Raw genomic sequence first — 25,674 nt, 5'->3', positions numbered from 1 at the left:
TGGGAAATGATCATTGGGGTGGGGATCGACGTGGCGGAGATCGACCGGTTCGCCGCGTCGATCGAACGGACACCGGGGCTGCTCCAGCGCCTCTTCCTGGAGAGCGAGCTGCTGCTGCCCAGCGGGGAGCGGCGCGGACCCGCGTCGCTGGCGGTGCGGTTCGCGGCCAAGGAGGCCCTCGCCAAGGCGCTCGGCGCGCCGGGCGGGCTGCACTGGACGGACGCCGAGGTGTACGTCGAGGGCACCGGTCAGCCGCGCCTGCGGGTGACCGGGACGGTGGCGGCGCGGGCGGAGGAGCTGGGCGTGAAGCACTGGCACGTCTCGCTGAGCCATGACGCGGGGGTGGCGTCCGCGGTGGTGATCGCCGAGGCGTGAGCCGCGGTCGCGGAGGAGGACGTACGAGCTCGGGCCCGGCTGCCGTGAGGCGGCCGGGCCCGAGTCCGTGTGCGCGACTGCCAGGGCCGGCGTCGGGTTGAAGAGTGCCGCGCACTTAGGTAAGGCAAACCTAAGTTGGATTGGAGGGGGCGTCAACCCCTGGGCGCGGGCCGGGCGCGCGGGCGGCGGGCGGGCGTCCGGGCGCTGCGGCAGACTGCCCCCATGCGTACCGCTCACCGCGTGGAGACCGTACGGGCCGCCGAGGCCGCCCTCATGGCCCGACTCCCCGAAGGCGCGCTCATGCAGCGCGCCGCCGCCGGACTCGCCGCCGCCTGCTGCTCCCTCCTCGGGAGAGGGCGGGTGTACGGGGCGCGGGTCGTCCTCCTCGTGGGCAGCGGCGACAACGGCGGCGACGCCCTCCACGCCGGCGCCCGGCTCACCCGGCGCGGCGCCGGCGTCACCGCCGTCCTCCTCGGCGACCGCGCCCACGAGGGAGGGCTCGCGGCCCTGCGGGCGGCCGGGGGCCGGGTCGTGGACGGCGCCCACGACGACCCGTTCGAACCGCTGGCCGCCGCGGACCTCGTCCTCGACGGCATCACCGGCATCGGCGGCCGGGGCGGGCTGCGGCCCGACGCCGTGCCCGTCGCCCGCGCCGCGCGCGGCTCCGACGCCGTCGTCGTCGCCGTCGACCTGCCGAGCGGCGTCGACGCGGACACCGGCGAGGTGGCGGGGGAGGCCCTGCGGGCGGACGTGACGGTCACCTTCGGGACGTACAAGCCGGGCCTGCTCGTCGACCCGGCGCGGTCCTACGCGGGCGCGCTGCGCCTCGTCGACATCGGGCTCGGCGGCGAACTGCCCGGCGTGGCCGACCTGGAGGCGCTCCAGCACCAGGACGTGGCACGGCTGCTGCCCGTGCCGGGCGCCGAGAGCGACAAGTACCGGCGCGGGGTGCTCGGCGTCGTCGCCGGGTCGGCGCGCTACCCCGGGGCGGCGGTGCTCGCCGTCGAGGGGGCGCTGCGGGGCGGCGCCGGGGCCGTGCGGTACGTCGGCCCCGCGGCGGACGCGGTGATCGCGGCGCACCCGGAGACCCTGGTCCACCCGGGGCCGCCGGACCGCGCCGGGCGGGTGCAGGCCTGGGTGGTCGGGCCCGGACTCGGCGAGGACCCGGGCGTCGCCGAGGTCCTCGCCTCGGACGTGCCGGTGCTGGTGGACGCCGACGGGCTGCGGGGCCTGGACCCGGCGCTCGTCCGGGCCCGCAGCGCGCCGACCGTGCTCACCCCGCACGCGGGGGAGGCGGCGGCGCTGCTGGGCGCGACGCGGGAGGAGGTGGAGGCGGGGCGGCTCGCGGCGGTCCGGGAACTGGCGGCGCGGTTCGGGGCGACGGTGCTGCTCAAGGGGTCGACGACGCTGGTGTGCGGGGCGGGACCGGAGGCCGGCGCGGTGCGGGTGAACCCGACGGGGACGGGCTGGCTCGCGACGGCGGGCAGCGGGGACGTGCTGTCGGGGCTCGCGGGCTCGCTGCTCGCGGCGGGGCTGCGGCCGGTGGACGCCGCGTCGTGCGCGGCGTACCTGCACGGCCTGGCGGCCCGGCGGGCGTCGGACGGCGGCCCGGTGACGGCGGGCGAGGTCGCGGCGGCACTGGGGGCCGCGTGGCGGGACGTGACGGCGGGCTCGTAGCGCGCACGGGGCGCGAGCGGGGGCGGCGGAGGCCGGTCGGGCGGAGGCCGGTCGGCGGTGGTGCGGGCGTTGGCCGGGAGCAGCCGGGGGCGGCGGTGGCCGGTCGGGCGGAGGCCGGTCGGCGGTGGTGCGGGCGTCGGCAGGGAGCAGCCAGGGGCGGCGCCGGCGTGGCCGTCGGTGGGGAGCGCCCCCGGGGCGGCGCCGGCGTGGGCGGGTCGGTACGGCGGGGTGGCTCTGCGGGTCGCGCCGCCCGGTGCGGGTGGGTTCCGGCTTCCCGGGCCCACCGGGGCCGCGGGCCCGCCGTCTACGACCCGGCCGTGTTCCGGGCCCCCCGCCCCGGCGGCGGCCGGGGTCCTCCCCGGTGTCCTCGGGCTGCTCGCCACGCCCGGCGGCGGTCGCGGCCGCGTCGGTCCCGGGCGGTGGGGCGCCCGGGAACCCCGGGGGTGTGTTGCACAAGGGTGACCGGGTCTACATCAGGGGAAAGCGGCCCGGGAGCCGACACCTGAGAGACTGTGCGCGATGACTGAGACACCGCCGCCCCGCAGAGCCCGCGCCGAGATCGACCTCGGCGCACTGCGTGCCAACGTCCGCACGTTGCGCGCCCGCGTCGCCCCCCACGTCCGGATCATGGCCGTGGTGAAGGCCGACGCGTACGGACACGGCGCGGTGCGCTGTGCCCGCGCGGCCCTGGAGGCGGGCGCGGACTGGCTCGGCACGGCCACCCCGCACGAGGCCCTCGCGCTGCGCGCCGCCGGGATCACCGGCGTCCCCGTCATGTGCTGGCTCTGGACCCCCGGCGACCCGTGGGACCAGGGCATCGAGGCCGGTCTCGACATGTCCGTGAGCGGCATGTGGGCCCTGGAGGAGGTCGTCGAGGCGGCCAGGCGGACCGGCGGCACCGCGCGCATCCAGCTCAAGGCCGACACCGGGCTCGGCCGCAACGGCTGCCAGCCCGCCGACTGGCCCGAGCTGGTCGGGGCGGCCGTCGACGCGGAGGCCGAGGGGCTCGTCAAGGTCACCGGGCTCTGGTCCCACTTCGCCTGTGCGGACGAGCCGCACCACCCCTCCATCGCCGCGCAGCTCGACGTCTTCCGCACGATGCTCGACCACGCCGAGAAGGCCGGGGTCCGGCCCGAGGTCCGGCACATCGCCAACTCGCCAGCCACCCTGACCCTCCCCGAGTCCCACTTCGACCTGGTCCGCCCGGGCATCGCGCTGTACGGCGTCTCGCCGAGCCCGGAGCTCGGCACCTCCGCCGAGCTGGGGCTGCGGCCGGTGATGTCGCTCAAGGCGAGCGTCGCCCTGGTCAAGCAGGTCCCGGCCGGCCACGGCGTCAGCTACGGCCACCACTACGTGACCGGCGAGGAGACGACCCTCGGGCTGGTCCCCCTCGGCTACGCCGACGGCGTCCCTCGGCACGCCTCGGGCCGGGGCCCCGTCCTCGTCGACGGCACCGTCCGGACCGTCGCCGGCCGCGTCGCCATGGACCAGTTCGTCGTCGACCTGGGCGGGGAGGTGCCCGCGCCGGGCACCGAGGCCGTGCTGTTCGGCCCCGGCGACCGGGGCGAGCCGACCGCCGAGGACTGGGCGGTGGCCGCCGACACCATCGCGTACGAGATCGTCACCCGGATCGGCGCGCGCGTCCCGCGCGTGTACCTGGGCGAGTAGAGGGGGGTCCATGGGCGAGTCCAGCAGCACCGGCACGTGGCGCCGCGCCGGATTCGCCGGCGCCGCGATAGGCGTCCTGGCGGCGGGAGCCGCCGCCGGGGTGGCCGTCGAGCGGCTCACCGTCGGCCGTTCGGTGCGGCAGAAGGCGCGGCTCGCCCTGGACTCCACCGGCCCGTACGGCGGGCTGCGCGGGACCCCCGGCCGGGCCCTCGCCGACGACTCGACCGTCCTGTACTACGAGGTCGACGAGGTGGCGCCGGACACCCCGCCCGCCCGCCGGCGGCGGCTGTTCGGGCGCAAGGAGCCCGCCCCCGTCACGGTCGTCTTCAGCCACGGCTACTGCCTGAACCAGGACTCCTGGCACTTCCAGCGGGCCGCGCTGCGCGGTCTCGTCCGCACCGTCCACTGGGACCAGCGCAGCCACGGCCGCTCGGGCCAGGGCGTCGCCCAGTCGGGTGCCGACGCGGTGCCCGTCGCCATCGACCAGCTGGGCCGCGACCTCAAGGCGGTGCTCGACGCCGCCGCGCCCGAGGGCCCGCTGGTCCTCGTGGGGCACTCGATGGGCGGCATGACGATCATGGCGCTCGCGGACCGCTTCCCGGAGTTCGTCCGCGACCGGGTCGTCGGCGTCGCCTTCGTCGGCACGTCCGCCGGGAAGCTGGGCGAGGTCTCGTACGGCCTCCCGATCGCCGGCGTCAACGCCGTCCGGCGGGTGCTGCCGGGTGTGCTGCGGGCGCTCGGCTCGCAGGCCGAGCTGGTCGAGCGGGGCCGGCGGGCGACCGCGGACCTGTTCGCCGGGCTGATCAAGAAGTACTCGTTCGCCTCGAAGGACGTGGATCCCGCCGTCGCCCGCTTCGCCGAGCGGATGATCGAGTCCACGCCCATCGACGTCGTCGCCGCCTTCTACCCGGCCTTCGCCGAGCACGACAAGGCGGCCGCCCTGCCCGTTCTCGGCGGCGTCCCGGTGCTCGCGCTCGCCGGCGACCACGACCTGGTCACCCCCAGCTCCCACACCGAGGCCATCGCCGACCTGCTCCCGGACGCGGAGCTGGTCATCGTCCCCGACGGCGGCCACCTGGTGATGCTGGAGCACCCGGAGGCGGTCACGGACCGGCTCGCCGACCTGCTGGTCCGGGCGGGAGCCGTCCCCGAGGCGGCGGCCCGGCCGTCGCGGTGAGGCGGCGGACCCGCAACGGCTAAGTTGGCGGGTATGGAAGCAGCGCACCCGCCCGTCTCCGGCGCGACCCTCGCCATCGACTCCCCCCAGCAGATGCAGGAGCTCGGCCGCCGTCTCGCGAAGGTCCTCCGTCCCGGGGACCTCGTCATGCTCACCGGTGAACTCGGCGCCGGGAAGACCACCCTCACCCGGGGCCTCGGCGAGGGCCTCGGCGTGCGGGGCGCCGTCACCTCCCCGACCTTCGTGATCGCCCGCGTCCACCCGTCCCTGGTCGGCGGGCCGGCCCTGGTGCACGTCGACGCGTACCGCCTCGGCGGCGGTCTCGACGAGATGGAGGACCTCGACCTGGACGTCTCGCTGCCCGAGTCGGTCGTGGTGGTCGAGTGGGGCGACGGGAAGGTCGAGGAGCTCACGGACGACCGGCTGCACCTGCTGATCCACCGGGTGACCGGCGACACCGACGACGACCGGCGCACGGTCGAGCTCCGCGGGATCGGCGCGCGCTGGGCGGACGAGGACCTGGGCCTGCTCTGACCGGCGGTACGCCGGGGCCACGGTCGTACGTAGTTTCCGACAACGTGTCGGGAAGGTGTTGCGTCGTTCGCACGTGCCGTGGTGACATGGATGCACGAGCTGGTTAGGTGAACCTAACCTACGGGAGGCATGCATGGCGACGCCGAAGCGCGCGGAACCCGTCCGGGACCACGTCTCGATGAGTGAGCTGCTGGCATCCTGCGCGGCGGCCCGCGCCGTGTCGACCCCGCCGGGCCGGTGTCCCGACCGGGCGGACGAGGAGCGCGGGCCGAGGCCCGGGCAGGTCGAGCGGATCACGCGGGTCGTGCGCGGCAGAGCGGCGTAGGGCCCGTCCGGCGGTCCGGCGCGGACGGGGTGATGCCGACCGGGCCGACCCGTCGTGGCCGGCCGGCCGTCGTGGTCCGCCGACCGTCGTGGCCGCCGGTGCGGGCGCGTGCGGTCCTGGGCCGTCGCTACGGGACGACGACGACCTTCGCGCCGATCACCGCGAAGGTCCACAGCGCGTCCCCGTCGGCCCGCTTCATGCGGATGCCGCCGGTCTTGCGCGCCGGGTCCGGGCTCGGCGTGGAGCCGTCGACCGCGGCGCTGAAGCCGATCGCCACGTCCTGGGCCGTGGTGAACCGCACCACGTGCTCGATCTGCACGCCGTCCGAGCCGCGGACCGAGCCCGAGCGGGAGGTCACGCTGTAGGAGCCGGGCGCCGGGTCCACCGTGCTCGGCATCACCGGGAACGTCCGGCCGGCCTTGCCGTCCGCGGCGACGATCCAGACCCGGCGGTCGCCGAGGGAGTACACGACGCGCTCGCCGCTGCCGGAGGCCGCGGGCACCGCCAGGGGGTTCTTCGCCGGCTGCTTCGGGCCGCCGCTCGGGGAGACCGAGGGGGCGGAGGTGCCGGGGCTACGGGGCGCGGCCGAGACGTCGGCCGGGGCGTTCGCCGAGGCCTGGTAGGCCAGGAAGCAGACCGCGGCGACGGCCGCCGCCGTGAGCCCGGCCACGAATCCCGAGCTGCTCCGTGCCACCGTGCCCACCTCTCGTACGAACGTATCGAAGGGTGACGGTAGCAGCAGGGCGAGCGAGGGGCGGGGCAGCGTGCCCGGGAGCCGTAGGCTGTTCGCGTGCTGTTGCTCGCCATGGATACCGCCACCCCCGCCGTCACCGTCGCCCTCCACGACGGCGAGGCCGTCGTCGCCTCGTCGCAGCAGGTCGACGCCCGCCGCCACGGGGAGCTGCTGCTCCCCGCCGTCGACCGGGTCCTCAAGGAGGCCGGGCTCAAGCTCGACGCGGTCACCGGGATCGTCGTCGGCGTCGGCCCCGGCCCGTACACCGGTCTGCGGGTCGGACTCGTCACGGCCGCGACCTTCTCCTCCGCGCTCGGCGTGCCGGTGCACGGCCTGTGCACCCTCGACGGCCTCGCGTACGCCTCCGGGATCGACGAGCCCTTCGCCGTCGCCACGGACGCGCGCCGCAAGGAGGTCTACTGGGCGCGGTACGACGACTCCCGTACGCGCGTGACGGACGCGGCCGTCGACCGGCCCGCCGAGATCGCCGAGCGGCTCGCCGGGCTCCCCGTCGTCGGCGCGGGCGCCCGCCTCTACCCCGAGGCCTTCCCCGACGCCCGCGACCCCGAGCACCAGTCGGCGGCCGCGCTCGCCGCGCTCGCCGCGGAACGGCTCGCGTCCGGCGACGGCGGCTTCCTCGACCCGCTGCCGATGTACCTGCGCCGGCCCGACGCGCAGGTGCCGAAGAACTACAAGGTGGTCACTCCCCAGTGACCGGCGCCGTGGAACTGCGCGAGATGCGCTGGTGGGACATCGCACCGGTGCTGGCCCTGGAGGACGAGCTGTTCCCCGAGGACGCCTGGTCGGCGGGGATGTTCTGGTCCGAGCTCGCGCACGCGCGCGGGCCGCGGGCCACCCGCCGCTACCTCGTGGCGGAGACCGCGGACGGCGGGATCGTCGGGTACGCCGGACTCGCCGCGGCCGGAGGGCTCGGCGACGTCCAGACCATCGCCGTCGCCCGCGACCAGTGGGGCACGGGACTCGGCGCCCGGCTCCTCGCCGACCTGCTCCACCACGCCACCGCCTTCGAGTGCGAAGAGGTGCTCCTCGAAGTGCGCGTGGACAACACCCGGGCCCAGAAGCTCTACGAGCGCTTCGGCTTCGAGCCCATCGGTTTCCGGCGCGGCTACTACCAGCCCGGGAACGTCGACGCGCTCGTGATGCGACTGACCGTTCAAGGAACTGAGACTGATTCTGATGGCTGCTGACGAACCGCTCGTACTCGGCATCGAGACCTCCTGCGACGAGACCGGCGTCGGCATCGTCCACGGGACCACGCTCCTCGCGGACGCCGTCGCGTCCAGCGTCGACACCCACGCCCGCTTCGGCGGGGTCGTGCCCGAGATCGCCTCCCGCGCCCACCTGGAGGCGATGGTCCCGACGATCGAGCGCGCCCTGAAGACGGCCGGGATCTCCGCGAAGGACCTCGACGGCATCGCCGTCACGGCCGGCCCCGGCCTCGCGGGCGCGCTGCTCGTCGGCGTGTCGGCGGCCAAGGCCTACGCGTACGCCCTCGGCAAGCCGCTCTACGGCGTCAACCACCTCGCCTCGCACATCTGCGTCGACCAGCTGGAGCACGGGAGGCTGCCGGAGCCGACGATGGCCCTCCTCGTCTCCGGAGGGCACTCCTCGCTGCTGCTCTCCTCCGACATCACCTCCGACGTGCGCCCGATGGGCGCCACCATCGACGACGCGGCGGGCGAGGCCTTCGACAAGATCGCCCGCGTCCTCGACCTCGGCTTCCCCGGCGGCCCGGTCATCGACCGGCTCGCCAAGGAGGGCGACCCGGCCGCGATCGCGTTCCCGCGCGGTCTGAGCGGCTCGCGGGACCCGGCGTACGACTTCTCCTTCTCCGGCCTCAAGACCGCCGTGGCCCGCTGGATCGAGGCCAAGCGGGCGGCCGGCGAGGAGGTGCCGGTGCGGGACGTCGCCGCGTCCTTCCAGGAGGCGGTCGTGGACGTCCTCACCCGCAAGGCCGTCCGGGCCTGCAAGGACGAGGGCGTCGACCACCTGATGATCGGCGGCGGCGTCGCCGCCAACTCGCGGCTCCGGGCCCTGGCCCAGGAGCGCTGCGAGCGGGCCGGGATCCGGCTCCGGGTGCCCCGGCCCGGACTGTGCACGGACAACGGCGCGATGGTCGCGGCCCTGGGCTCCGAGATGGTCTCCCGCAACCGGCCCGCCTCCGACCTGGAGCTGTCGGCGGACTCGTCGCTGCCGGTGACGGACCCGCACGTGCCGGGCGCGCACGGCCACTCCCACGACCACGTGCACGAGGTCAGCAAGGAGAACCTGTACTCATGAGGCTCACCCTCATGTGGGAGGCGCGGGCGGCGCAGGGCCGGGGCGCCGAGCTCCTGGAGTGGGCCCGGGCGCGGGTCCTGGCCCGTGAGCCGGTCCGCCGGGAGGTCCTCCGGGCCCCGCAGGACCGGGTCCTCGTCCTCACCTGGTGGGAGGCGGAGACCTTCGACGCCGAACTGCCCGAGCTGCCGGAGCCGGACGCGGAGCTGATCACCCGACCGGTGCACCGCTGGCGCTTCGAGTCGGTCGAGTAGCCGACGGGGCGACGCCTGACCGGACGTCCGGCCGGGCGACATCCGGGCGGACATCAGGCCGGGCGACATCCTTGCGGACGTCCGGGCGGGCGACACCCGACCGAAAATAGAGCAACCTTTCGAGCGGTTCGGGCATCCCACAGCGCGTGAAGAAGACGATCGCGCTGTGGGCGGCCCTGACCGCCGCCGCCCTCCTGGTGACCGGCTGCGCGGCGGAGGAGCCCCGGGCCGCCGTGCCCGCGGGGACGACCCCGCCCGCGGCCGAGCCGTCCGCCGGGCACAAGGCACCCCAGGCCGCGGGCGGCACGGCCGCCGCCTACCGGAAGTGGGGCCTCAAGCCCCTCGCCGCCCCGCCCGCCCCGCCGAAGGTCAAGCCGGTGGTCCGGAAGCCGGGCGGCCCGGTGCCCGTCATCAGCGAGATACCCACCACCGAGAAGATCGTCTTCATCACGATCGACGACGGCGCGGAGAAGGACCCCGCGTTCGTCCGGATGATGCGGGACCTCAAGGTCCCGGTCACGATGTTCCTCACCGACGCGGCCGTCCGCACCGACTACGGGTACTTCGCCCCGCTCGTCGCCCAGGGCCACGGGCTCGCCAACCACACCCTCACCCACCCGAACCTGCGCACCCTCTCCCCGGACGCCCAGCGCCGGGAGATCTGCGGCCAGCAGAAGAGGCTCGCGGAGCGGTACGGCACGACCCCCCGCCTCTTCCGCCCGCCCTACGGCAACTGGAACGAGGCCACGCGGACGGCGGCCGGCACCTGCGGCGTCGACGCGATCGTGCTGTGGCGCGAGTCCATGCAGATCAAGAACATGCAGTACCAGCGGGGCGACCGGAAGCTGCACCCCGGCGACATCGTCCTGGCCCACTTCCGGGGCCCGTCCGAGCTCAAGGGCCGGACGATGACGGAGATGACGGCGACGATGCTGCGCCGCATCCAGGAGCAGGGCTTCACCGTGGCGCGCCTGGAGGACTACGTCTAGGAAGTCCGGGACGTCCGGGGCGTCGAGGAAAAAGAATCCCGCGGGTCGTCGATGCGGCGCGTTCCCGTTCGACGTATGTGTGGAAGGCGGGGAACGGCCCCGCCACCGCGTCATCGAGGAGTCGTCATGCCCCGCTTCCTGTCCCTCGTCCGCATCGAGGAGAACACCATCGACATGGAGAGCGCCGACCCCGGCTTCGAGGAGCGGATGGGCGCCCTCTTCGAGGAGATCACCAAGGCCGGCGCCATGGTCGACACCGCCGGGCTGAGGCCGACCGCCGAGTCCACCCGGATCACCTGGTCGGACGGGCGGCTGTCGTTCACCGACGGGCCGTTCACCGAGACCAAGGAGGTCGTCGGCGGCTACGCCATGCTGCAGTGCAAGGACATGGCCGAGGCCGTCGAGTGGGGGAAGCGGTTCCTCGCCGTGCACCCGCCGCACTGGAAGGTCGGTCTGGAGGTCCGCGAGGTCGAGGAGATGCCGGAGGGCTGACCGGTTCCGCGGCCGTCCTGTGCTGTCATGTGAGGCGTGACGGCACAGACGGTCGAGGAGACGCTGGAGACGGTCTTCCGGATGGAGTCGGCGCGGATCATCGCCACCGTGGCGCGGATCGTCCGCGACGTCGGCATCGCCGAGGAGATCGCCCAGGACGCGCTCGTCGCCGCCCTGGAGCAGTGGCCGCGGACGGGCGTGCCGGAGCGCCCGGGAGCCTGGCTGACGGCCGCGGCCAAGCACCGGGCCGTCGACCTCGTGCGGCGCCGCGAGACCTACGCGCGCAAGCTCGCCGAGGTGGGCCGGACCCTCGTGGAGGAGACGTACGACCCCGAGCCCCCCGAGCCCGGGGACATCGACGACGACGTGCTGCGGCTGATCTTCACCGCCTGCCACCCGGTGCTCTCGGCCGAGGCCCGCGCCGCCCTCACCCTGCGGCTCGTCGGCGGGCTCCGCACCGACGAGATCGCCCGTGCCTTCCTGGTGCGGGAGGCGACCGTCGCGGCGCGGATCACCCGCGCCAAGCGGGCGCTCGCGAAGGCGGGCGTGGAGTTCGAGGTGCCCCACGGCGCGGACCGGGCGGCCCGGCTCGGCTCCGTCCTGGAGGTCGTCTACCTGATCTTCAACGAGGGGTACGCGGCGACCGCGGGCGACGACCTGCTGCGGCCGGGCCTCTGCGAGGACGCGCTGCGCCTCGCCCGCGTCCTCGCCGCGCTCGTCCCCGAGGAGGGCGAGGCCCAGGGGCTCGTCGCCCTGCTGGAGCTCCAGGCCTCCCGGACGGCGGCGAGGACGGGGGCGGACGGGCGGCCCGTCCTGCTCGCCGACCAGGACCGGCGGCGCTGGAACCGGCTCCTGATCCGGCGCGGGTACGCGGCGCTCGAACGGGCCGGGGACGGGCGCTCGTACGGTCCGTACGCCCTCCAGGCGGCGATCGCCGCCCTGCACGCCCGGGCCGCCTCGTCCGAGGAGACGGACTGGGTGACGATCGCCGCGCTGTACGGGAGGCTGGGCGCCCTGACCCCCTCGCCGGTCGTCGAGCTGAACCGCGCGGTCGCCGTCTCGATGGCCGAGGGGCCCGCGGCGGCCCTGCCGATCGTCGACGCCCTGGCCGCCGAACCGGACCTGGCCCGCTACCACCTGCTGCCGAGCGTCCGCGGCGACCTGCTGGCCCGTCTCGGGCGGACGGCGGAGGCGCGGGCGGAGTTCGAGCGGGCGGCGAACCTCACCCGCAACGAGAGCGAACGGGCGCTGCTGCGGGGGAAGATGCGGGAGTTGGACCCGAGGTGACGGGCCCTTAGGGTTTTGGCATGTCCCCGCGAAGCCCGTTGCCCCCGCCGCCCCCGCCCGCCGAGCTCCGGAGCTGGCCCGACCGGGAGGCGCGGCTCGCCGACCGGGCGCGGGCCCTGGACGAGCTCGGGCGCCGGCTGCTCGGCGGCGGCCGGCTCGCGATGTTCCTGCTCGGGTTCCTGCTGCTCCACCTGGGCTGGGGGCTGGTCGGCGTCCTGGTCATCGCGATCGGACGGCCCGACGGCGACCTGGTGATGGTGCTGACCGGGCTCGTCACCGCGGTCCTCGGCATCGGCGCCCTGGTCCCGGCCGTGTGGCTGACGGTGGCCGGTCTGCGGCGCGACCGGACGGTCCGCGGACTCCTCGTGCAGTGGGCGGCCCTGGACCGGCACGGGCCGACGGACGCCCGGCTGCGGGCCCCCGTCCTCTCGGCCTGCTGGGTGCTGCTGTCGTTCGTGATGGCCGGGATCGGACTCTGGATGGGCTTCGCGGTCCCGGCCGGCGTCTCCCGTCACGACGGCTACGGCCTGGTCGTCTACGGCATGGGCGTCGCCATGATCTTCTGGGTGACCGGTCTGACGGGTCTGGTGAAGGCCGTCGGCCACTACCGCTTCGCGGTCCGGCTGACGGGCCGCGGCCCGTCAGCGGCCTCGTGAGCTCCGGGAACGCGGCGGCCTCGTGAGCGCGGCGGGCACGGCGGCCTCGTGACCGCCGCGCGCCGAGGAGCGCGGGCCGAGGAGCGCGGGCCGACGGACGGCCCTGAGCGCCGCGCGCCGACGGGCGCGCGGAGGAGGCCTCGGCGGGCGGGTCAGCGGCCGGTGTCCGCCGGGCGGCCGATCAGCATGGTCGGGGCGCCGGCGACCCGGGTCAGCAGGACGGTCGCCGCGTTCGGGCCCTTCGGCTTCACCCTGCGGCGGATCTCCTCGGGCTCGACGGCCGAGCCGCGCTTCTTCACCGTGAGGGTGCCGACCTCGCGCTCCCTCAGCAGCGCCTTCAGCCGCTTCAGGTTGAAGGGCAGTTCGTCGGTGATCTCGTACGCGGCGGCGTACGGCGTCGGGACCAGTGCGTCCGCCGTGACGTACGCGATCGTCTCGTCGACGAGGCCGCCGTCCAGCTCCTCCGCCAGCTCGGCGACCAGGTGCGCGCGGATGACCGCGCCGTCCGGCTCGTAGAGGTAGCGGCCGACGGGGCGGACCGCCGGGTCGGGGAGGCCGCGGCCGGTGAGTCCGGCCCCGGAGGGGAGCAGGGTGGCGCGCCGGGCGCCGGGCGCGGTGCCGAACCAGAGGACCGCCTCCTTGACGTCGCCGCCGTCCGAGATCCACTCGGCCTCGGCCTCCTCGGGGACGGCCTCGTGCGGGATGCCCGGGGCCACCTTGAGCGCCGCGTACGGGGCCCTGCGGGCCGCCCCGACGGCCCAGGAGAGCGGCGGCGAGTACGCCTCGGGGTCGAAGATCCGCCCCCGGCCCCCGCGCCGGGCCGGGTCGACGAAGACCGCGTCGTACCCGGTGGTGTCGATCTCGGCCACGTCCGCGCAGCGGACCTCGACGAGGTCCGAGAGGCCGAGCGCCTCGGCGTTGGCGCGGGCGACCTCCGCCGTCAGCGGGTCGCGGTCCACGGCCAGGACGGAGATCCCGGCGCGCGCCAGCGCGACGGCGTCGCCGCCGATCCCGGAGCAGAGGTCGGCGACGCTCCGGATGCCCAGCGCCTTCATCCGGGCGGCGCGGTACGTGCCGACCGAGGCGCGCGTCGACTGCTCGACGCCGTTCGGCGTGAAGTACATCCGGAACGCGTCCGGTGCGCCGAACTTCGCCACGGCCCGCTGCCGCAGCCGCGCCTGCCCGACCGCGGCCGTGACCAGCTCGGCCGGGTGGTCCCGGCGCAGCCGGGAGACGACCGCCAGCTCCTGGGCGGGGTCGTGGTCGCGCAGGGCGTCGAGGAGGGCCTGCCCCTCGGGGGTGAGCAGCGGGGCGAAGGAGGCGAGGTCGGTCACCCGTCCCATTGTGGGCCCTCCGGTGCTGTGGGCCGGCCGGGGGACCGGGGGCGCGTACGGCGGTGTCGTACCCCGTGCGGGGCGTCCGCGCTGACAGGATGCGGCGCCATACGACTCGTACGACAAAAGGAATAAAAGATGGCACATGGTGTGCACGGTTCCTCCAGGGTGCTCGGCGCCGCCCTCGTCGTCGCAGCCCTCGCCTCCGCCGCCTCCGGCTGCGCCGACAGCGCGGGGCCGGAACGCACCGCACCCGCCCCCGCCGCCGGCCAGCAGGCGCCGGGCCAGGCGCAGGGGGCGGCCGGCGCGCTCAACGCGTACGTCGAGAAGATCCGCGCCCAGCGCACCGCCCGGCTGGCCGCCGCGAAGAAGTGGGGCCTCGCCAAGCCCCCGCTCGAAGCCCCGGCGCCGCCCGCCACCAAGCCGGTGATCACCACCCGCAAGGGCTTCGAGACGGACGGCGAGGGCCTGCCGCCCGTCTTCACCACCGTCCCGACCAAGCAGCGGGTCGTCTTCCTGACCATCGACGACGGCGCGGAGAAGGACCCCGAGCTGCTGCGGATGATGAAGGAGCTGCGGATCCCCTACAGCGCCTTCCTCAGCGACTACGTCGTCAAGGACGACTACGGCTACTTCGCGCGGATGCAGACGTCGCAGGAGGGCGGGGTGTCCCTGCACAACCACACCCTCAACCACCGCTACCTGCCGGGACTCTCGTACACGCAGCAGAAGCGCGAGATCTGCGGCATGCAGGACGTCATCGAGAAACGATTCGGCAAGCGGCCGCCGCTCTTCCGCCCGCCCTACGGCAACTACAACGAGGACACCCTGCGCGCCGCCAAGACCTGCGGCGTCAAGGCCGTCCCGCTGTGGGCGGCCGAGGCCTTCCCCGACCACATGGAGTGGCGCGAGTGGGACCGCGACCTGCACCCCGGCGACATCGTCCTCACCCACTTCCGGGGCAAGGAGGACTGGAAGGGCAGCATGGCCGACATGGTCCGCCGGGTGATGAACGTGATCACGGCCAAGGGGTACGCGGTCGCCCGGCTCGAGGACTACGTGTGAGCCGACGCCGGGCGCCCGCCCTCCTGGCCGCGCTGCTCGTGCTGGGGCTGGCCGGCTGCGCCTCCACCGTGGACCCGATCGAGCGCCTCGGCCGGAAGGCGGTGGAGCGCGTCGGCCCCCGCGGCGCCGAGCCCGCGCCGCCGGCCGGCCGGGCCCCGGCGGAGCTGCCGCGGGCGCAGGGAGCACCGGGCCGCTGAGGCCCGCAGACCGCCCCGGCGGAACCGCCACGGGTGATGAATTGGCACTCCGCTTGACCGAGTGCTAATCGCGGTCATAGTCTCGGCCCTGGCACTCACCACTGGAGAGTGCCAACTGAGCGACTGGCAGGTCCGGCACCCGCGACGACGGATCCACCTGGTCGCCCCCTCAGACAGTTGACCCCGAGATCTCCGAAGGGGGAGGTCGGATCGTGACGACCACCAGCTCCAAGGTTGCCATCAAGCCGCTCGAGGACCGCATCGTGGTCCAGCCGCTCGACGCCGAGCAGACCACCGCCTCTGGCCTGGTCATCCCGGACACCGCCAAGGAGAAGCCCCAGGAGGGCGTCGTCCTGGCCGTGGGCCCGGGCCGCTTCGAGAACGGCGAGCGTCTGCCGCTCGACGTCAAGACCGGCGACATCGTGCTGTACAGCAAGTACGGCGGCACCGAGGTGAAGTACAACGGCGAGGAGTACCTCGTCCTCTCGGCTCGCGACGTGCTCGCGATCGTCGAGAAGTAATTCACCGACGTACCGAAGCACCGAAGTACCGAGCACCCAGCAGATGCTCAGAGCTGCGCCCCGAGGCCCCTTCCAGGCGCCCCGGGGCGCGGTTCGTTCCACCCCGATTCCGAGAGGGCTGAACCGCTCCCATGGCGAAGATCCTGAAGTTCGACGAGGACGCCCGTCGCGCCCTTGAGCGCGGCGTCAACAAGCTGGCCGACACGGTGAAGGTGACGATCGGCCCCAAGGGCCGCAACGTCGTCATCGACAAGAAGTTCGGCGCCCCCACCATCACCAACGACGGTGTCACGATCGCCCGCGAGGTCGAGATCGAGGACCCGTACGAGAACCTCGGCGCCCAGCTGGTGAAGGAGGTGGCGACCAAGACCAACGACATCGCGGGTGACGGCACCACCACCGCCACCGTGCTCGCCCAGGCCCTGGTCCGCGAGGGTCTGCGCAACGTCGCCGCCGGCGCCTCCCCGGCCGCCCTGAAGAAGGGCATCGACGCCGCGGTCAAGGCCGTCTCCGACGAGCTGCTCGCCACCGCGCGCCCGATCGAGGACAAGTCCGACATCGCCGCCGTCGCCGCGCTCTCCGCGCAGGACCAGCAGGTCGGCGAGCTCATCGCCGAGGCGATGGACAAGGTCGGCAAGGACGGCGTCATCACCGTCGAGGAGTCCAACACCTTCGGCCTGGAGCTCGACTTCACCGAGGGCATGGCCTTCGACAAGGGCTACCTGTCCCCGTACATGGTGACCGACCAGGAGCGCATGGAGGCCGTCCTCGACGACCCGTACATCCTGATCAACCAGGGCAAGATCTCCTCGATCCAGGACCTGCTGCCCATCCTGGAGAAGGTCATCCAGGCCGGTGGCGGCAAGCCGCTCCTGATCATCGCCGAGGACGTCGAGGGCGAGGCCCTGTCGACCCTGGTCGTGAACAAGATCCGCGGCACGTTCAACGCCGTGGCCGTCAAGGCCCCCGGCTTCGGCGACCGCCGCAAGGCCATGCTCGGCGACATCGCCACCCTCACCGGTGCGACCGTCATCGCCGAGGAGGTCGGCCTCAAGCTCGACCAGGCCGGTCTGGACGTGCTCGGCACCGCCCGCCGCGTCACCATCACCAAGGACGACACCACGATCGTCGACGGTGGCGGCGACTCCTCCGAGGTCCAGGGCCGCGTCAACCAGATCAAGGCCGAGATCGAGGCCACGGACTCCGACTGGGACCGCGAGAAGCTCCAGGAGCGCCTCGCGAAGCTGGCCGGCGGCGTGTGCGTGATCAAGGTCGGCGCCGCCACCGAGGTGGAGCTCAAGGAGAAGAAGCACCGCCTTGAGGACGCCATCTCGGCGACCCGCGCCGCGGTCGAGGAGGGCATCGTCTCCGGCGGTGGCTCCGCGCTCGTCCACGCCGTCAAGGTCCTGGAGGGCAACCTCGACAAGACCGGCGACGAGGCCACGGGTGTCGCGGTCGTCCGCCGCGCCGCCGTCGAGCCGCTGCGCTGGATCGCCGAGAACGCCGGCCTCGAGGGCTACGTCATCACCTCGAAGGTGGCGGAGCTCGACAAGGGCCAGGGCTTCAACGCCGCGACCGGCGAGTACGGCGACCTGGTCAAGGCCGGCGTCATCGACCCGGTGAAGGTGACGCGCTCCGCGCTGGAGAACGCCGCCTCGATCGCCTCCCTCCTCCTCACCACCGAGACCCTCGTGGTGGAGAAGAAGGAAGAGGAGCCGGCGGACCACGGTCACGGCCACGGTCACGGCCACTCGCACTGACGCGTGACGTAACCGAGCACCGAGGCCCGGTGCCCCCGTCGCGGGGGCACCGGGCCTCGGCCGTTCCCGGCCCCGTCCTCCGGGGCCGGGCCTCGTCCGGCGGCTCGCGGCGCTCAGCCCTCCACGGCGCCGAGCTGTCCCATCAGCCCGAGCAGGTCGTACTGCCACCAGCCCTCGACGATCTTCCCGTCGTCCCGGAAGCGGTGCACGACCGTGCCGGACATGGTCACCTCCATGCCGGACGGCTGCAGCCCCATGAAGTCCCCGGAGTGGGTGCCCCGCCAGGTCCAGCGGGTGCAGACCCGGTCGCCCTCGGCGATCTGGTCGGCGACGGTGAAGGCGAAGTCGAAGCCGCCCCGCCACATCTCCACCTCGCGCCGGACCGCGTCCATCCCGATGACGTCCTGCTCGTTGGTCGGGTCGTGGTCGTGGTACCCCTCGGCCAGCACCTCGTCGAGCAGGGCGAGTTCCGGCTCCACGGCGAACATCTCCAGCAGGCGCCGGGCGTTGTTCTTGTACATCGCCTCGTCCCGGACCACGTCCAGGTCCGTGAAGGTGGGCATCTCGTCGCAGAGCGCCACCATCTCCCGGAAGATCCGGTCGGTCTCGGGGAGCTGCGAGTTCCGCATCGCCACGTCGTACGACGGGAACTCGACGATCTCCACGATGTGCGAGCCGTCCGACCGGTCCTTCCCCACCATGCTGTGGGTCGCCGTCCGTTTCCCCTCGGTCTGCTCGACCCACTGATCCATGAGCCGGTTCAGGTCGTCCGCCCGACTCGTCTTGCAGTCGATGATCTGTACGAACGTCATGGCGCCTCCCGACCGCGGTGGGATCCTTCCAGTCTAGGTGCGGTGCCTGCGGCGGGCAGGGGGAGCCGGCGCGGCTATGCCGAGTGCCGGAGGTCGGCGGCCCGCACCTCCTCCGCGAACGGCTCGCCGCGGACGTACCGCGCGACCTCCTCCAGCGCCTGGTCCGTCATGCGGTGCAGTTCGTTGCCCAGGGAGCCCGCGACATGCGGGGTGAGGAGGACGTTCGGGAGGGTGTAGAGCGGGGAGTCCGGGGGCGGGAGCTCCGGGTCCGTGACGTCCAGGGTCGCGTGGAGGCGGCCCGAGAGCAGGTGGGGGAGGAGGGCCCGCTCGTCGATCAGGGAGCCGCGGGACGTGTTGACCAGGGTCGTCCCGTCGCGCATCGCCGCGAGCTGGCGCGCGCCGATCATGCCGCGGGTGGCGGGGAGCTGCGGCGCGTGGACCGAGACGACCGTGCTCCGGGCGCACAGCTCGTCGAGGTCGGCCACGAGCTCCGTGCCCGGGGGCGGGACGTCGACGTACGGGTCGTACAGGAGGATCTCGATGTCGAAGGGGCGCAGCAGGTCGATCACCCGGCGGCCGATGCGGGACGCGCCCACGATGCCGACCGTGCGGCGGTAGTTGCCCCAGCCCGCGGACTCGGCGAGCCAGGCGTGCTCGGTGCGGAGTTCGGCGTACCGCTGGGCGGAGCCGAGGACCCGCTTCCCGGCGAAGAGGATCGCGGCGAGCGTGTACTCGGCGACCGGCAGCGCGTTGGCCGCGGCGGCCGAGGTGACGCGCAGGCCGCGGTCCCAGCAGGCCTCGGTGATGTGGTGCTTCACCGAGCCGGCCGCGTGGACCACGACCCGCAGGCGCGGTGCGCGGTCCAGGACGTCGGGGGTCAGGGGGGTCGCCCCCCAGCAGGTGAGGAGGACCTCGGCCTCGGCGAGGGCGGCGGAGGTCCGGGGGTCACGGGACGTCAGGTCGTGGGCGACCAGGTGCGGGTCGGTGCGGGTGAGGGCGGCGAGGCGGGTGCGGTGCGAATCGGTGAGGAGGCGTTCGGCTACCCCCTCGCCCATCGCGAGCAGCAGCGCGGGACGGCGGTCGGTGGTCGGGTGCATCGGGGTACCGGGGCTCCTCACTTGACGCTGCCGGCCGTCAGACCGGCCTTCCAGTGGCGCTGGAGGGAGACGAAGGCGACGACGAGGGGCAGGACGGCGAGCAGCGAGCCGGTGACGACGAGGGGGTAGAAGTCGGGTTCGGCGTGGGCGTTGCTGTTCCACGCGTACAGACCGAGGCTCAGCGGGTAGAGCCGCTGGTCCGAGAGCATCACGAGGGGGAGGAAGAAGTTGTTCCAGACGGCGGTGAACTGGAAGAGGAAGACGGTCACGAAGCCGGGCATCACCATGCGCAGGCCGATGGACCAGAAGACGCGCAGCTCGCCCGCCCCGTCGATGCGGGCCGCCTCCAGGGCCTCGTCGGGGATGTAGCCGGCGCAGAAGACCCGGGAGAGGTAGACGCCGAAGGGGTTGACGAGGACGGGGATCAGCACGGCCCAGTAGGTGTTGACGACGCCGATCTCGCTGGCGAGGAGGTACATGGGGAGGGCGAGCGCGGTGGTGGGGACGAGGACGCCCAGGAGGACGAGCCCGAAGAGCTTCTCCTTGCCGCGGAAGTCGTAGACGTGGAAGGCGTATCCGGCGGCGACGCTGACGAAGGAGCAGGCGAGGGCGCCGAGTCCGGCGTAGAGGAGGCTGTTGGCGTACCAGTGGAAGTAGATGCCGTCGTTGTACTCGGCGAGCCGTTCGAGGTTGCCGCCGAGGTCGAAGCCCTCGAAGGAGAAGGCGTTTCCGGCGAGCAGGCCGCCGGCGTCCTTGGTGGCGGCGGTCAGCAGCCAGACCAGCGGGAAGAGCATGTAGACGACGGCGAGGACGAGGGCGCCGTTGACGGCCGCCCGGGAGAGCCAGACGGAGCCGGAGCGGGGTCGGCCGGTCATGCCGTGCGCTCCTTCCCCGCCTTGCGGCGGCCGGTCGTCCGCGTCACCGCGAACGACAGCAGGGCCGCCGTCAGGGCGAGGAGGACGGACGCCGCGGCGGCGAGTCCGTAGTCGTTGCGGTCGAAGGCCGCGGTGTAGGCGTACATGTTCGGCGTCCAGGTGGAGGTGACGGCGGAGCCCGTGCCCTTGTTGAGGATGAGCGGCTCGGTGAAGAGCTGGAGGGAGCCGATGATCGTGAAGAGGGCGACCATGGCGAGCGAGGCCTTGACGAGCGGGATCTTGACGGAGAAGGCGATGCGCCAGGCTCCGGCCCCGTCGACGGTGGCCGCTTCGAGGACGGACCGGTCGATGGCCTGGAGGGCCGCGTAGAAGATGACCATGTTGTAGCCGAGCCACTCCCACAGCGCGATGTTCACGACGGAGGGCAGGGCGCCCTCGGGGGAGAAGAAGTCGAAGCCGACGCCGCCGGCCTCCATGGCCTGGACGACGGGGCTGAGCTGGGGCGTGTACAGGTAGACCCAGATCAGCGCGGCGATGATGCCGGGGACGGCGTGCGGCAGGAAGAGCGCGAGCTGGAAGAAGCGGCGGGCGCGGGCGAGGGCCGAGTCGAGCAGGAGGGCGAGGCCGAGGGCTCCGGCGAGCAGCAGCGGGATATAGAGCAGGCAGTAGCCGATCAGGACGCCGAAGCCCTCGCGGAAGGCCCGGTCACCCAGCGCCGCGGTGTAGTTGTCGAGGCCGGTGAAGACGGTCTCGGTGCCGCCGAAGCCCAGTCCGGACTGCTTCTCGGTGAAGAGGCTGAGCCAGACCGCGTATCCGATCGGCACCACCATCACCGCGAGGAACAGCAGGAAGAAGGGCGTCAGCAGGATCGTGGCGGCGCGGGTGCGGGCCTTCATCCGGTCAGCCCTCGACCTTCAGGCCGCGCTTGGTGAGTTCGGCGACGGTGGCGTCGTGGCCGGCCTTGACGGCGTCGGTGATGCCGGGGCCGCCCTGGGCGATCTTGCCGAAGTGGTCCTTGATGGCGGTGTTGGTGGTGCCGGTGGTCGGGCCCCAGGCCCAGTTCGGGCTGATGGAGGAGCCCGCGGCTTCGAAGAGGGCGTAGATGTCCTGGCCGCCGTAGTAGCGCGCGTCGAAGGCCTTCTTGGCGACGGGGCGGAGCGCGGTGGCCGCGGGGAAGGCGGAGGAGGTGCCGGAGGCGATGCGGGCCTTGACGCCCTCCTCGGTGGTGGACATCCACTCGGCGAAGGCGACGGCCGCGGCCTTCTGCCGGCTGTCCTTGGTCACGGCGAAGGAGGTGCCGCCGAGCATGCCGCTGGCGGGCTTGCCGTCCCAGCTGGGCATCGGGGCGACGGCCCACTTGCCGTCCTGCTCGGGCAGGGTGCCCTTGAGGACGCCCGCGCCCCAGGAGGCGCCGAGGTAGCCGATGGTGGTGCCGTTCTTGAGGGAGCCGGTCCACTCGGGGCTGAAGGAGGCGTTCTTGTGGACGAGTCCGGCGTCGAGGAGTCCCTGCCAGTAGCCGGCGACCCTGGTGGTGGCCGGGTCGGTGGTGTCGATCTTCCAGGTGTCGTTCTCGGCCTTGAACCACTGGGCGCCGGCCTGCCAGGCCATGGCCTCGAAGGTGGTCGGGTCGTCGGGGAAGAAGGTGGCGATGCGGGCCTTGGCGTCGGCTTTCTTGACCTGCTCGGCGGCCTTCCTGAACTCGTCCCAGGTGGTGGGGACCTGGACCTTGTACTTCGCGAAGAGGTCCTTGCGGTAGAAGAAGGCCTGCGGGGCGGCGTCGAAGGGGACGGCCCAGGACTTCCCGCCGAGGGTGGTGAGTTCGACGGTCTGCGGGAGGAGCCCTGCGCGGTCGGCCTCGGTGAACTCGCCGCCGATGTCCTGGAGGGCGCCGGAGCTCACGAACTCGGGGAGCGAGGAGTACTCGATGGAGACGAGGTCGGGGGCGTTGCCGGCCTTCACCGCGTTGGAGATCTTGGCGTAGCCGCCGGCGGTGCCGGAGGGGATCTCCTCGAACTTCACGCGGATGTCGGTGTGGGAGGCGTTGAAGGCGTCGACGACGTCCTTGGAGCCCTTGGCCCAGCCCCAGAAGGTGAGGGTCACGGGTCCGCCGGGCTTGCCGGCCGTGCTGTTCGCCGGGTCGTCACCGCTGCCGCCGCAGGCCGTGAGGACGGCGAGGGCGGTGGCGGTGCCGGCTATGACGCGGGACGTTCTGCTCCAACTACGGGTCACGGCACGACTCCTGAAGGGGCGGCGGGGAGGTTGTGGCCGTGATCCTGTGACCGTTCATGACCGAAGTCAAGAGCGAAAGATTGATTGATCGAAAAAAGATCAGATCGAACGGGGTCGGGACTCAGTCGGTCGGCGCCGCGCCCGCCCCGCACGAGTCCCGGACCCGCAGCCTCGGCAGCAGCCCCAGGTGGCGCCGTGCCGCGTCCTCCTCGGGCCCCTCGGTCAGCCGCTCCACCAGGAGTTCCGCCGCGTGCCGTCCCACCTGCCGCTTCGGCGGCGCGACCGCGGTCAGCGGGGTGTCGGCGAGCGCGGCGACCTCGTCGTCGTACGCGATCAGGGCCAGGTCCTGGGGCACCCGGACGCCCAGCTCGGCGAGCCGCTGCACGATCTCGATCGCGTCCACGTCGTTGTGCACCAGCGCCGCGCCCGCCAGCCCCGAGTCGACCGCCTCGTGCAGTGCCCGCACCGCCCGCTCGAAGCCCTCGGGGTCGGCCTCCGCCGGTACGGAGTCGATGACCGGGCGCGGCTCGGCGAGGCCCAGGGCGTCCAGCGCCTCGGCGTAGCCGGCGCGCACCGCGAGCGCCGTCGGCGAGTCCCGGCGGGCCACCAGGAGCGGGGTCGCGTGCCCGAGGGAGAGCAGGTGGCGCAGGGCGAGCAGGACGCCGTGGGCGTGGTCGGACGCGACCCGGTCGAGGCCGTCGAGCGGGCTGCCGGGCTCGGCCCGGCGCTCCAGGAGCACGGTCGGCACGGGGAGTTCGGCGAGCCAGTCCCCGTACGCGCGCTGGTCCTCGGGGCCCCGCCAGCCGGGGGCGACGAGGACGCCCTCGGCGCCGGCCGCGAGCAGGCCCTCGGTGCGCGCCCGGTCCTCCTCCGGCCGGTAGTCCGAGACGCGCAGCACGAGCCGGGCGCCGGCGCGGGCGGCCGCCTCGTGCGCACCCCGGATGACCTCGGCGAAGTAGTACGTGGCGGAGGGGGCGAGGAGGCCGAGGACCAGGCCCTCGCCGGTCCGTCCGCCGCCCGCGGCGCCCCGCCGCTCGGGCCAGGACACCTGGCCGTGGACCCGGTCGAGCAGGCCGCGGCCGGCCAGGAGTTCGACGTCCCGGCGGGCGGTGACGGGGGAGACCCCCAGCCGCTCGGCCAGTTCGGCGACGCGGGCGGTGCCGCGCTCGCGCACCAGGGCCAGCAGTCGGTCGTGTCGTTCGGCAGCACTCTCGCGCACGGCGCAGTTCCCCCTCGCGGTGGTGGTGGTTCCCCGACCTTAGATCACAGGCGGCCCCTGAATGATCGAACGGAAGGAAATTCGATCATTCGCTCCGGATCCCTTGACGTTCGATCGGAGTCTGTCCAGGATTCCCGGCGACGCCGTCGTCACCGCGGGAAGCCCGGAAACGTACCCGGGCGAGCCTCCGGGGAGCCACAGGGAGCATCATGCCCACGCCGCCCGAGAACCGTGAGCTCAGCCCGTACACCGGCTGGACCCGTGCCCACTGGGAGACCGCGGCCGACCGCCTCCTTCTGGCGGTACGCCCGTTCGCCTCCCCCCGGCACGGCCTGATCGACCTGCCCGGCCCCCGCCCCAGCTGGTCCGGGGCCCGCTCCGACGGCCTGGAGGGCTGGGCCCGCACCTTCCTCCTCGCCGCGCTCCGGGTCGCGGGCGCACGCGGCGAGGACCCGCACGGACACCTCGCCCGGTACGCGGAAGGGCTCGCCGCCGGGACCGAGAAGCCCGGACACGCGGACGAGGACTCCTGGCCCCGCACCACCGACACCCGCCAGGCGGTCGTGGAGGCCGCCTCGGTCGCCCTCGGCCTCCGGCTCACCCGCCCGTGGCTCTGGGACCGGCTCGACGACCGCACCCGGGACCGGGTCGCCGACTGGCTCCGCCCCGCCCTCGGACCGTCCCCCGTCGACAACAACTGGTGGCTGTTCGGCCTCACCGTCGCCGGCTTCCTCCGGGACGCCGGCGTCGACACCGACCGGGCCGCCGCCACCGTCGACCGCTCCCTCGCCCGCATCGAGGAGTGGTACCTCGGCGACGGCTGGTACAGCGACGGCGACAACCGCGCCTTCGACCACTACAACGCCTGGGCCCTGCACTTCTACCCGGTCCTGCACGCCCACCTGGCCGGGGACCGGGAGCTCCTCGACCGGTACGGCCCCCGCCTCCGCGCCCACCTCGCCGACTACGTCCACCTCTTCGACGCCGACGGCGCGCCCCTGCCGTACGGCCGTTCCCTCATCTACCGCTTCGCCGCGGCCGCCGCCCCCTGGCTGGGCGCCCTCACCGGCCACACCCCGCTCACCCCGGGCGCCACCCGCCGCCTCGCCTCCGGCACCCTGCGGCACTTCCTCGACCGCGGCGCCGCCGACCCCGACGGGCTGCTCACCCTCGGCTGGCACCGCCCGTACGCGCCCCTGGTCCAGGAGTACTCGGGCCCCGGCTCGCCGTACTGGGCGTCCAAGGGGTTCCTCGGCCTCCTCCTGCCCGCGGACCACCCCGCCTGGGTCGACCCCGAGGAGGCCCTGCCCGCCGAACGGGGCGACACCGTACGTCCCTTCGCCCCGGCCGGGCTGCTCGTCCAGACCACCGCCGCCGACGGACTCGTCCGCCTCCACAACCACGGCAGCAACCACGTGCACAGCGCCGCAGGCGGCGAGGACGACCCCGGCTACGCCCGCCTCGCCTACGCGACCCGCACGGGACCGACCGCCGCACCGGCCCCCGCCGACAACCACTTCGCGCTGCTCGTCGGAGGGACGCCCACCACCCGGGGACCCGCCGCCCCCGCCGGCACCGGCCCCGGCTGGGCCGCCTCCCGGCACACCCCGTGCCCCGGCGTCCGGGTCGTCTCCGCGACCCTCGCCCACGGGCGGGCCGAGGTCCGCGCCCACCTGGTCCTCGGCGCCCCGGAGGGGACGCCCGTGCGGCAGACCGGCTGGGCCGTCACCCCCGGCGGACCGCACGCCCAACTGCACCCGGTGCACGGCTACCGGCGGGACGGAGGGCCCGCCGAACTCCCCGCGGGGGAGACCCTCCAGGGCCCCGGCAGCCGGATCCTCGTCCTGCACGGCACCACGAGCGGTCCGGCCGCGCTCTTCGTCGCGCTCGCCTCGCTCACCGCCGAGCCCGCCCCGGCGCCCGTCGCGGACCTCGCGGCCGTCCGGATCGCCGGCCGCGCCCTGCACGTCACCTGGCGGGACGGCGGCACCGCGCGGCTGGACCTCGACGAACTCGCCGGGTGAGCGGGCGGGGGTGACGGCGGGGCGAACGGGCCGAGAGCCGGACCGGGCGCGAGGTCGGGCGAACGGGCCGGGCGTG

Annotated in this window: 27 protein-coding genes; 19 read left to right on the top strand and 8 right to left on the bottom strand. The window is 74.0% G+C overall.

The genetic code is table 11. From position 1 onward, the window contains the following. The first annotated feature begins 6 nt into the window (after nt 1-6). The 6 genes from ACY0MR_RS15160 to ACY0MR_RS15135 all read left to right on the top strand — a co-directional run bounded on the left by ACY0MR_RS15160 (nt 7) and on the right by ACY0MR_RS15135 (nt 5,756). Nucleotides 7-375, top strand: coding sequence for a holo-ACP synthase (locus ACY0MR_RS15160; protein WP_073910599.1), 369 nt, complete (start codon nt 7-9; stop codon nt 373-375). Nucleotides 376-597: 222 nt separating this feature from the next. Further along, nucleotides 598-2,052, top strand: a complete 1,455-nt coding sequence (locus ACY0MR_RS15155) for an NAD(P)H-hydrate dehydratase (protein ID WP_473561169.1) — start codon at nt 598-600, stop codon at nt 2,050-2,052. A 519-nt stretch (nt 2,053-2,571) separates the two neighbouring features. After that, on the top strand, nt 2,572-3,720 hold the full coding sequence (alr, locus tag ACY0MR_RS15150; protein WP_392861861.1) for an alanine racemase: 1,149 nt from the start codon (nt 2,572-2,574) through the stop codon (nt 3,718-3,720). A gap of 10 nt (nt 3,721-3,730) precedes the next feature. After that, on the top strand, nt 3,731-4,897 hold the full coding sequence (locus ACY0MR_RS15145) for an alpha/beta fold hydrolase (RefSeq protein ID WP_388792734.1): 1,167 nt from the start codon (nt 3,731-3,733) through the stop codon (nt 4,895-4,897). A 33-nt stretch (nt 4,898-4,930) separates the two neighbouring features. Continuing rightward, nucleotides 4,931-5,431: a tRNA (adenosine(37)-N6)-threonylcarbamoyltransferase complex ATPase subunit type 1 TsaE gene (gene tsaE, locus ACY0MR_RS15140; protein ID WP_361857710.1), complete on the top strand. Its 501-nt coding sequence runs from the start codon at nt 4,931-4,933 to the stop codon at nt 5,429-5,431. A gap of 133 nt (nt 5,432-5,564) precedes the next feature. Continuing rightward, nucleotides 5,565-5,756, top strand: a complete 192-nt coding sequence (locus tag ACY0MR_RS15135) for a hypothetical protein (RefSeq protein ID WP_361857713.1) — start codon at nt 5,565-5,567, stop codon at nt 5,754-5,756. A 127-nt stretch (nt 5,757-5,883) separates the two neighbouring features. On the opposite strand, the gene ACY0MR_RS15130 is transcribed toward ACY0MR_RS15135, so the two are convergent. Further along, a complete protein-coding gene (locus ACY0MR_RS15130) occupies nt 5,884-6,426 on the bottom strand; it encodes a L,D-transpeptidase (RefSeq protein WP_404079704.1) in 543 nt (180 codons plus the stop codon). A gap of 120 nt (nt 6,427-6,546) precedes the next feature. Here ACY0MR_RS15130 and tsaB point away from each other — a divergent pair, with 120 nt between their 5' ends. From tsaB to ACY0MR_RS15090, 8 genes are all read left to right on the top strand, one after another. Then, complete coding sequence (gene tsaB / locus ACY0MR_RS15125; RefSeq protein WP_388792736.1) at nt 6,547-7,203, top strand: tRNA (adenosine(37)-N6)-threonylcarbamoyltransferase complex dimerization subunit type 1 TsaB; 657 nt, start codon at nt 6,547-6,549, stop codon at nt 7,201-7,203. A 23-nt stretch (nt 7,204-7,226) separates the two neighbouring features. Further along, nucleotides 7,227-7,697 carry a ribosomal protein S18-alanine N-acetyltransferase gene (rimI, locus tag ACY0MR_RS15120; protein ID WP_361857736.1) on the top strand — a complete coding sequence of 157 codons (471 nt, stop codon included), beginning with the start codon at nt 7,227-7,229 and terminating at the stop codon, nt 7,695-7,697. Then, a complete protein-coding gene (gene tsaD, locus ACY0MR_RS15115; RefSeq protein ID WP_388792738.1) occupies nt 7,687-8,790 on the top strand; it encodes a tRNA (adenosine(37)-N6)-threonylcarbamoyltransferase complex transferase subunit TsaD in 1,104 nt (367 codons plus the stop codon). Before rimI ends, tsaD begins: the two co-directional genes overlap by 11 nt. Further along, entirely contained in the window at nt 8,787-9,041 is a 255-nt protein-coding gene (locus ACY0MR_RS15110; RefSeq protein ID WP_148005788.1) for a hypothetical protein, read from the top strand. The genes tsaD and ACY0MR_RS15110 overlap by 4 nt, the downstream gene beginning before the upstream one ends. 146 nt (nt 9,042-9,187) lie before the next feature. Continuing rightward, on the top strand, nt 9,188-10,030 hold the full coding sequence (locus ACY0MR_RS15105) for a polysaccharide deacetylase family protein (protein WP_388792742.1): 843 nt from the start codon (nt 9,188-9,190) through the stop codon (nt 10,028-10,030). Between the two features lie 126 nt (nt 10,031-10,156). Next, entirely contained in the window at nt 10,157-10,522 is a 366-nt protein-coding gene (locus tag ACY0MR_RS15100) for a YciI family protein (RefSeq protein WP_361857727.1), read from the top strand. A gap of 81 nt (nt 10,523-10,603) precedes the next feature. Next, complete coding sequence (locus tag ACY0MR_RS15095; protein WP_473561796.1) at nt 10,604-11,809, top strand: RNA polymerase sigma factor; 1,206 nt, start codon at nt 10,604-10,606, stop codon at nt 11,807-11,809. A 20-nt stretch (nt 11,810-11,829) separates the two neighbouring features. After that, the gene (locus ACY0MR_RS15090; RefSeq protein WP_392861865.1) at nt 11,830-12,465 is read left to right on the top strand and encodes a hypothetical protein; all 636 of its coding nucleotides are present in this window, start codon (nt 11,830-11,832) and stop codon (nt 12,463-12,465) included. A gap of 152 nt (nt 12,466-12,617) precedes the next feature. Here the strand turns inward: ACY0MR_RS15090 and ACY0MR_RS15085 are convergent, their stop codons facing one another. After that, nucleotides 12,618-13,808 (bottom strand): THUMP-like domain-containing protein, encoded by a 1,191-nt coding sequence (locus ACY0MR_RS15085; protein WP_473561164.1) that lies wholly within the window; start codon nt 13,806-13,808, stop codon nt 12,618-12,620. A 129-nt stretch (nt 13,809-13,937) separates the two neighbouring features. On the opposite strand from ACY0MR_RS15085, the gene ACY0MR_RS15080 reads away from it, so the two are divergent. From ACY0MR_RS15080 to groL, 4 genes are all read left to right on the top strand, one after another. Next, complete coding sequence (locus ACY0MR_RS15080; RefSeq protein ID WP_473561162.1) at nt 13,938-14,864, top strand: polysaccharide deacetylase family protein; 927 nt, start codon at nt 13,938-13,940, stop codon at nt 14,862-14,864. Then, the gene (locus ACY0MR_RS15075) at nt 14,861-15,061 is read left to right on the top strand and encodes a hypothetical protein (RefSeq protein ID WP_473561160.1); all 201 of its coding nucleotides are present in this window, start codon (nt 14,861-14,863) and stop codon (nt 15,059-15,061) included. Before ACY0MR_RS15080 ends, ACY0MR_RS15075 begins: the two co-directional genes overlap by 4 nt. 212 nt (nt 15,062-15,273) lie before the next feature. Next, nucleotides 15,274-15,582 (top strand): co-chaperone GroES, encoded by a 309-nt coding sequence (gene groES, locus ACY0MR_RS15070; protein WP_017239619.1) that lies wholly within the window; start codon nt 15,274-15,276, stop codon nt 15,580-15,582. Between the two features lie 131 nt (nt 15,583-15,713). Continuing rightward, nucleotides 15,714-17,342, top strand: coding sequence for a chaperonin GroEL (gene groL / locus ACY0MR_RS15065; protein WP_361852075.1), 1,629 nt, complete (start codon nt 15,714-15,716; stop codon nt 17,340-17,342). Nucleotides 17,343-17,455: 113 nt separating this feature from the next. Here the strand turns inward: groL and ACY0MR_RS15060 are convergent, their stop codons facing one another. The 6 genes from ACY0MR_RS15060 to ACY0MR_RS15035 form a co-directional block, all read right to left on the bottom strand. Beyond that, entirely contained in the window at nt 17,456-18,154 is a 699-nt protein-coding gene (locus ACY0MR_RS15060) for an ester cyclase (protein ID WP_473561157.1), read from the bottom strand. Nucleotides 18,155-18,228: 74 nt separating this feature from the next. After that, nucleotides 18,229-19,251, bottom strand: coding sequence for a hydroxyacid dehydrogenase (locus ACY0MR_RS15055; RefSeq protein WP_473561155.1), 1,023 nt, complete (start codon nt 19,249-19,251; stop codon nt 18,229-18,231). Between the two features lie 17 nt (nt 19,252-19,268). After that, nucleotides 19,269-20,126, bottom strand: a complete 858-nt coding sequence (locus ACY0MR_RS15050) for a carbohydrate ABC transporter permease (RefSeq protein ID WP_392861872.1) — start codon at nt 20,124-20,126, stop codon at nt 19,269-19,271. Beyond that, nucleotides 20,123-21,022 carry a carbohydrate ABC transporter permease gene (locus tag ACY0MR_RS15045; RefSeq protein ID WP_473561152.1) on the bottom strand — a complete coding sequence of 300 codons (900 nt, stop codon included), beginning with the start codon at nt 21,020-21,022 and terminating at the stop codon, nt 20,123-20,125. Before ACY0MR_RS15045 ends, ACY0MR_RS15050 begins: the two co-directional genes overlap by 4 nt. A 4-nt stretch (nt 21,023-21,026) precedes the next feature. Then, on the bottom strand, nt 21,027-22,355 hold the full coding sequence (locus tag ACY0MR_RS15040) for an ABC transporter substrate-binding protein (protein ID WP_361852090.1): 1,329 nt from the start codon (nt 22,353-22,355) through the stop codon (nt 21,027-21,029). 121 nt (nt 22,356-22,476) lie between these two features. Next, nucleotides 22,477-23,574 carry a substrate-binding domain-containing protein gene (locus tag ACY0MR_RS15035; RefSeq protein WP_404079405.1) on the bottom strand — a complete coding sequence of 366 codons (1,098 nt, stop codon included), beginning with the start codon at nt 23,572-23,574 and terminating at the stop codon, nt 22,477-22,479. A 209-nt stretch (nt 23,575-23,783) separates the two neighbouring features. Between ACY0MR_RS15035 and ACY0MR_RS15030 the strand changes: the two genes are divergently transcribed. Further along, the gene (locus ACY0MR_RS15030) at nt 23,784-25,598 is read left to right on the top strand and encodes a DUF2264 domain-containing protein (RefSeq protein WP_473561150.1); all 1,815 of its coding nucleotides are present in this window, start codon (nt 23,784-23,786) and stop codon (nt 25,596-25,598) included. Nucleotides 25,599-25,674 lie beyond the last annotated feature (76 nt).

This window comes from Streptomyces sp. JN8, assembly GCF_055808075.1.
This window is presented reverse-complemented; position numbering and strand designations above follow the sequence as displayed.

What these genes read in the sequence shown, in the direction of transcription:
- ACY0MR_RS15160 (WP_073910599.1), top strand. Translation starts at nt 7, where the DNA reads ATGATCATTGGGGTGGGGATCGACGTGGCGGAGATCGACCGGTTCGCC.
- ACY0MR_RS15155 (WP_473561169.1), top strand. Translation starts at nt 598, where the DNA reads ATGCGTACCGCTCACCGCGTGGAGACCGTACGGGCCGCCGAGGCCGCC.
- alr (WP_392861861.1), top strand. Translation starts at nt 2,572, where the DNA reads ATGACTGAGACACCGCCGCCCCGCAGAGCCCGCGCCGAGATCGACCTC.
- ACY0MR_RS15145 (WP_388792734.1), top strand. Translation starts at nt 3,731, where the DNA reads ATGGGCGAGTCCAGCAGCACCGGCACGTGGCGCCGCGCCGGATTCGCC.
- tsaE (WP_361857710.1), top strand. Translation starts at nt 4,931, where the DNA reads ATGGAAGCAGCGCACCCGCCCGTCTCCGGCGCGACCCTCGCCATCGAC.
- ACY0MR_RS15135 (WP_361857713.1), top strand. Translation starts at nt 5,565, where the DNA reads ATGGCGACGCCGAAGCGCGCGGAACCCGTCCGGGACCACGTCTCGATG.
- rimI (WP_361857736.1), top strand. Translation starts at nt 7,227, where the DNA reads ATGCGCTGGTGGGACATCGCACCGGTGCTGGCCCTGGAGGACGAGCTG.
- tsaD (WP_388792738.1), top strand. Translation starts at nt 7,687, where the DNA reads ATGGCTGCTGACGAACCGCTCGTACTCGGCATCGAGACCTCCTGCGAC.
- ACY0MR_RS15110 (WP_148005788.1), top strand. Translation starts at nt 8,787, where the DNA reads ATGAGGCTCACCCTCATGTGGGAGGCGCGGGCGGCGCAGGGCCGGGGC.
- ACY0MR_RS15100 (WP_361857727.1), top strand. Translation starts at nt 10,157, where the DNA reads ATGCCCCGCTTCCTGTCCCTCGTCCGCATCGAGGAGAACACCATCGAC.
- ACY0MR_RS15095 (WP_473561796.1), top strand. Translation starts at nt 10,604, where the DNA reads ATGGAGTCGGCGCGGATCATCGCCACCGTGGCGCGGATCGTCCGCGAC.
- ACY0MR_RS15090 (WP_392861865.1), top strand. Translation starts at nt 11,830, where the DNA reads ATGTCCCCGCGAAGCCCGTTGCCCCCGCCGCCCCCGCCCGCCGAGCTC.
- ACY0MR_RS15085 (WP_473561164.1), bottom strand. Translation starts at nt 13,808, where the DNA reads ATGGGACGGGTGACCGACCTCGCCTCCTTCGCCCCGCTGCTCACCCCC.
- ACY0MR_RS15080 (WP_473561162.1), top strand. Translation starts at nt 13,938, where the DNA reads ATGGCACATGGTGTGCACGGTTCCTCCAGGGTGCTCGGCGCCGCCCTC.
- groL (WP_361852075.1), top strand. Translation starts at nt 15,714, where the DNA reads ATGGCGAAGATCCTGAAGTTCGACGAGGACGCCCGTCGCGCCCTTGAG.
- ACY0MR_RS15060 (WP_473561157.1), bottom strand. Translation starts at nt 18,154, where the DNA reads ATGACGTTCGTACAGATCATCGACTGCAAGACGAGTCGGGCGGACGAC.
- ACY0MR_RS15055 (WP_473561155.1), bottom strand. Translation starts at nt 19,251, where the DNA reads ATGCACCCGACCACCGACCGCCGTCCCGCGCTGCTGCTCGCGATGGGC.
- ACY0MR_RS15050 (WP_392861872.1), bottom strand. Translation starts at nt 20,126, where the DNA reads ATGACCGGCCGACCCCGCTCCGGCTCCGTCTGGCTCTCCCGGGCGGCC.
- ACY0MR_RS15045 (WP_473561152.1), bottom strand. Translation starts at nt 21,022, where the DNA reads ATGAAGGCCCGCACCCGCGCCGCCACGATCCTGCTGACGCCCTTCTTC.
- ACY0MR_RS15030 (WP_473561150.1), top strand. Translation starts at nt 23,784, where the DNA reads ATGCCCACGCCGCCCGAGAACCGTGAGCTCAGCCCGTACACCGGCTGG.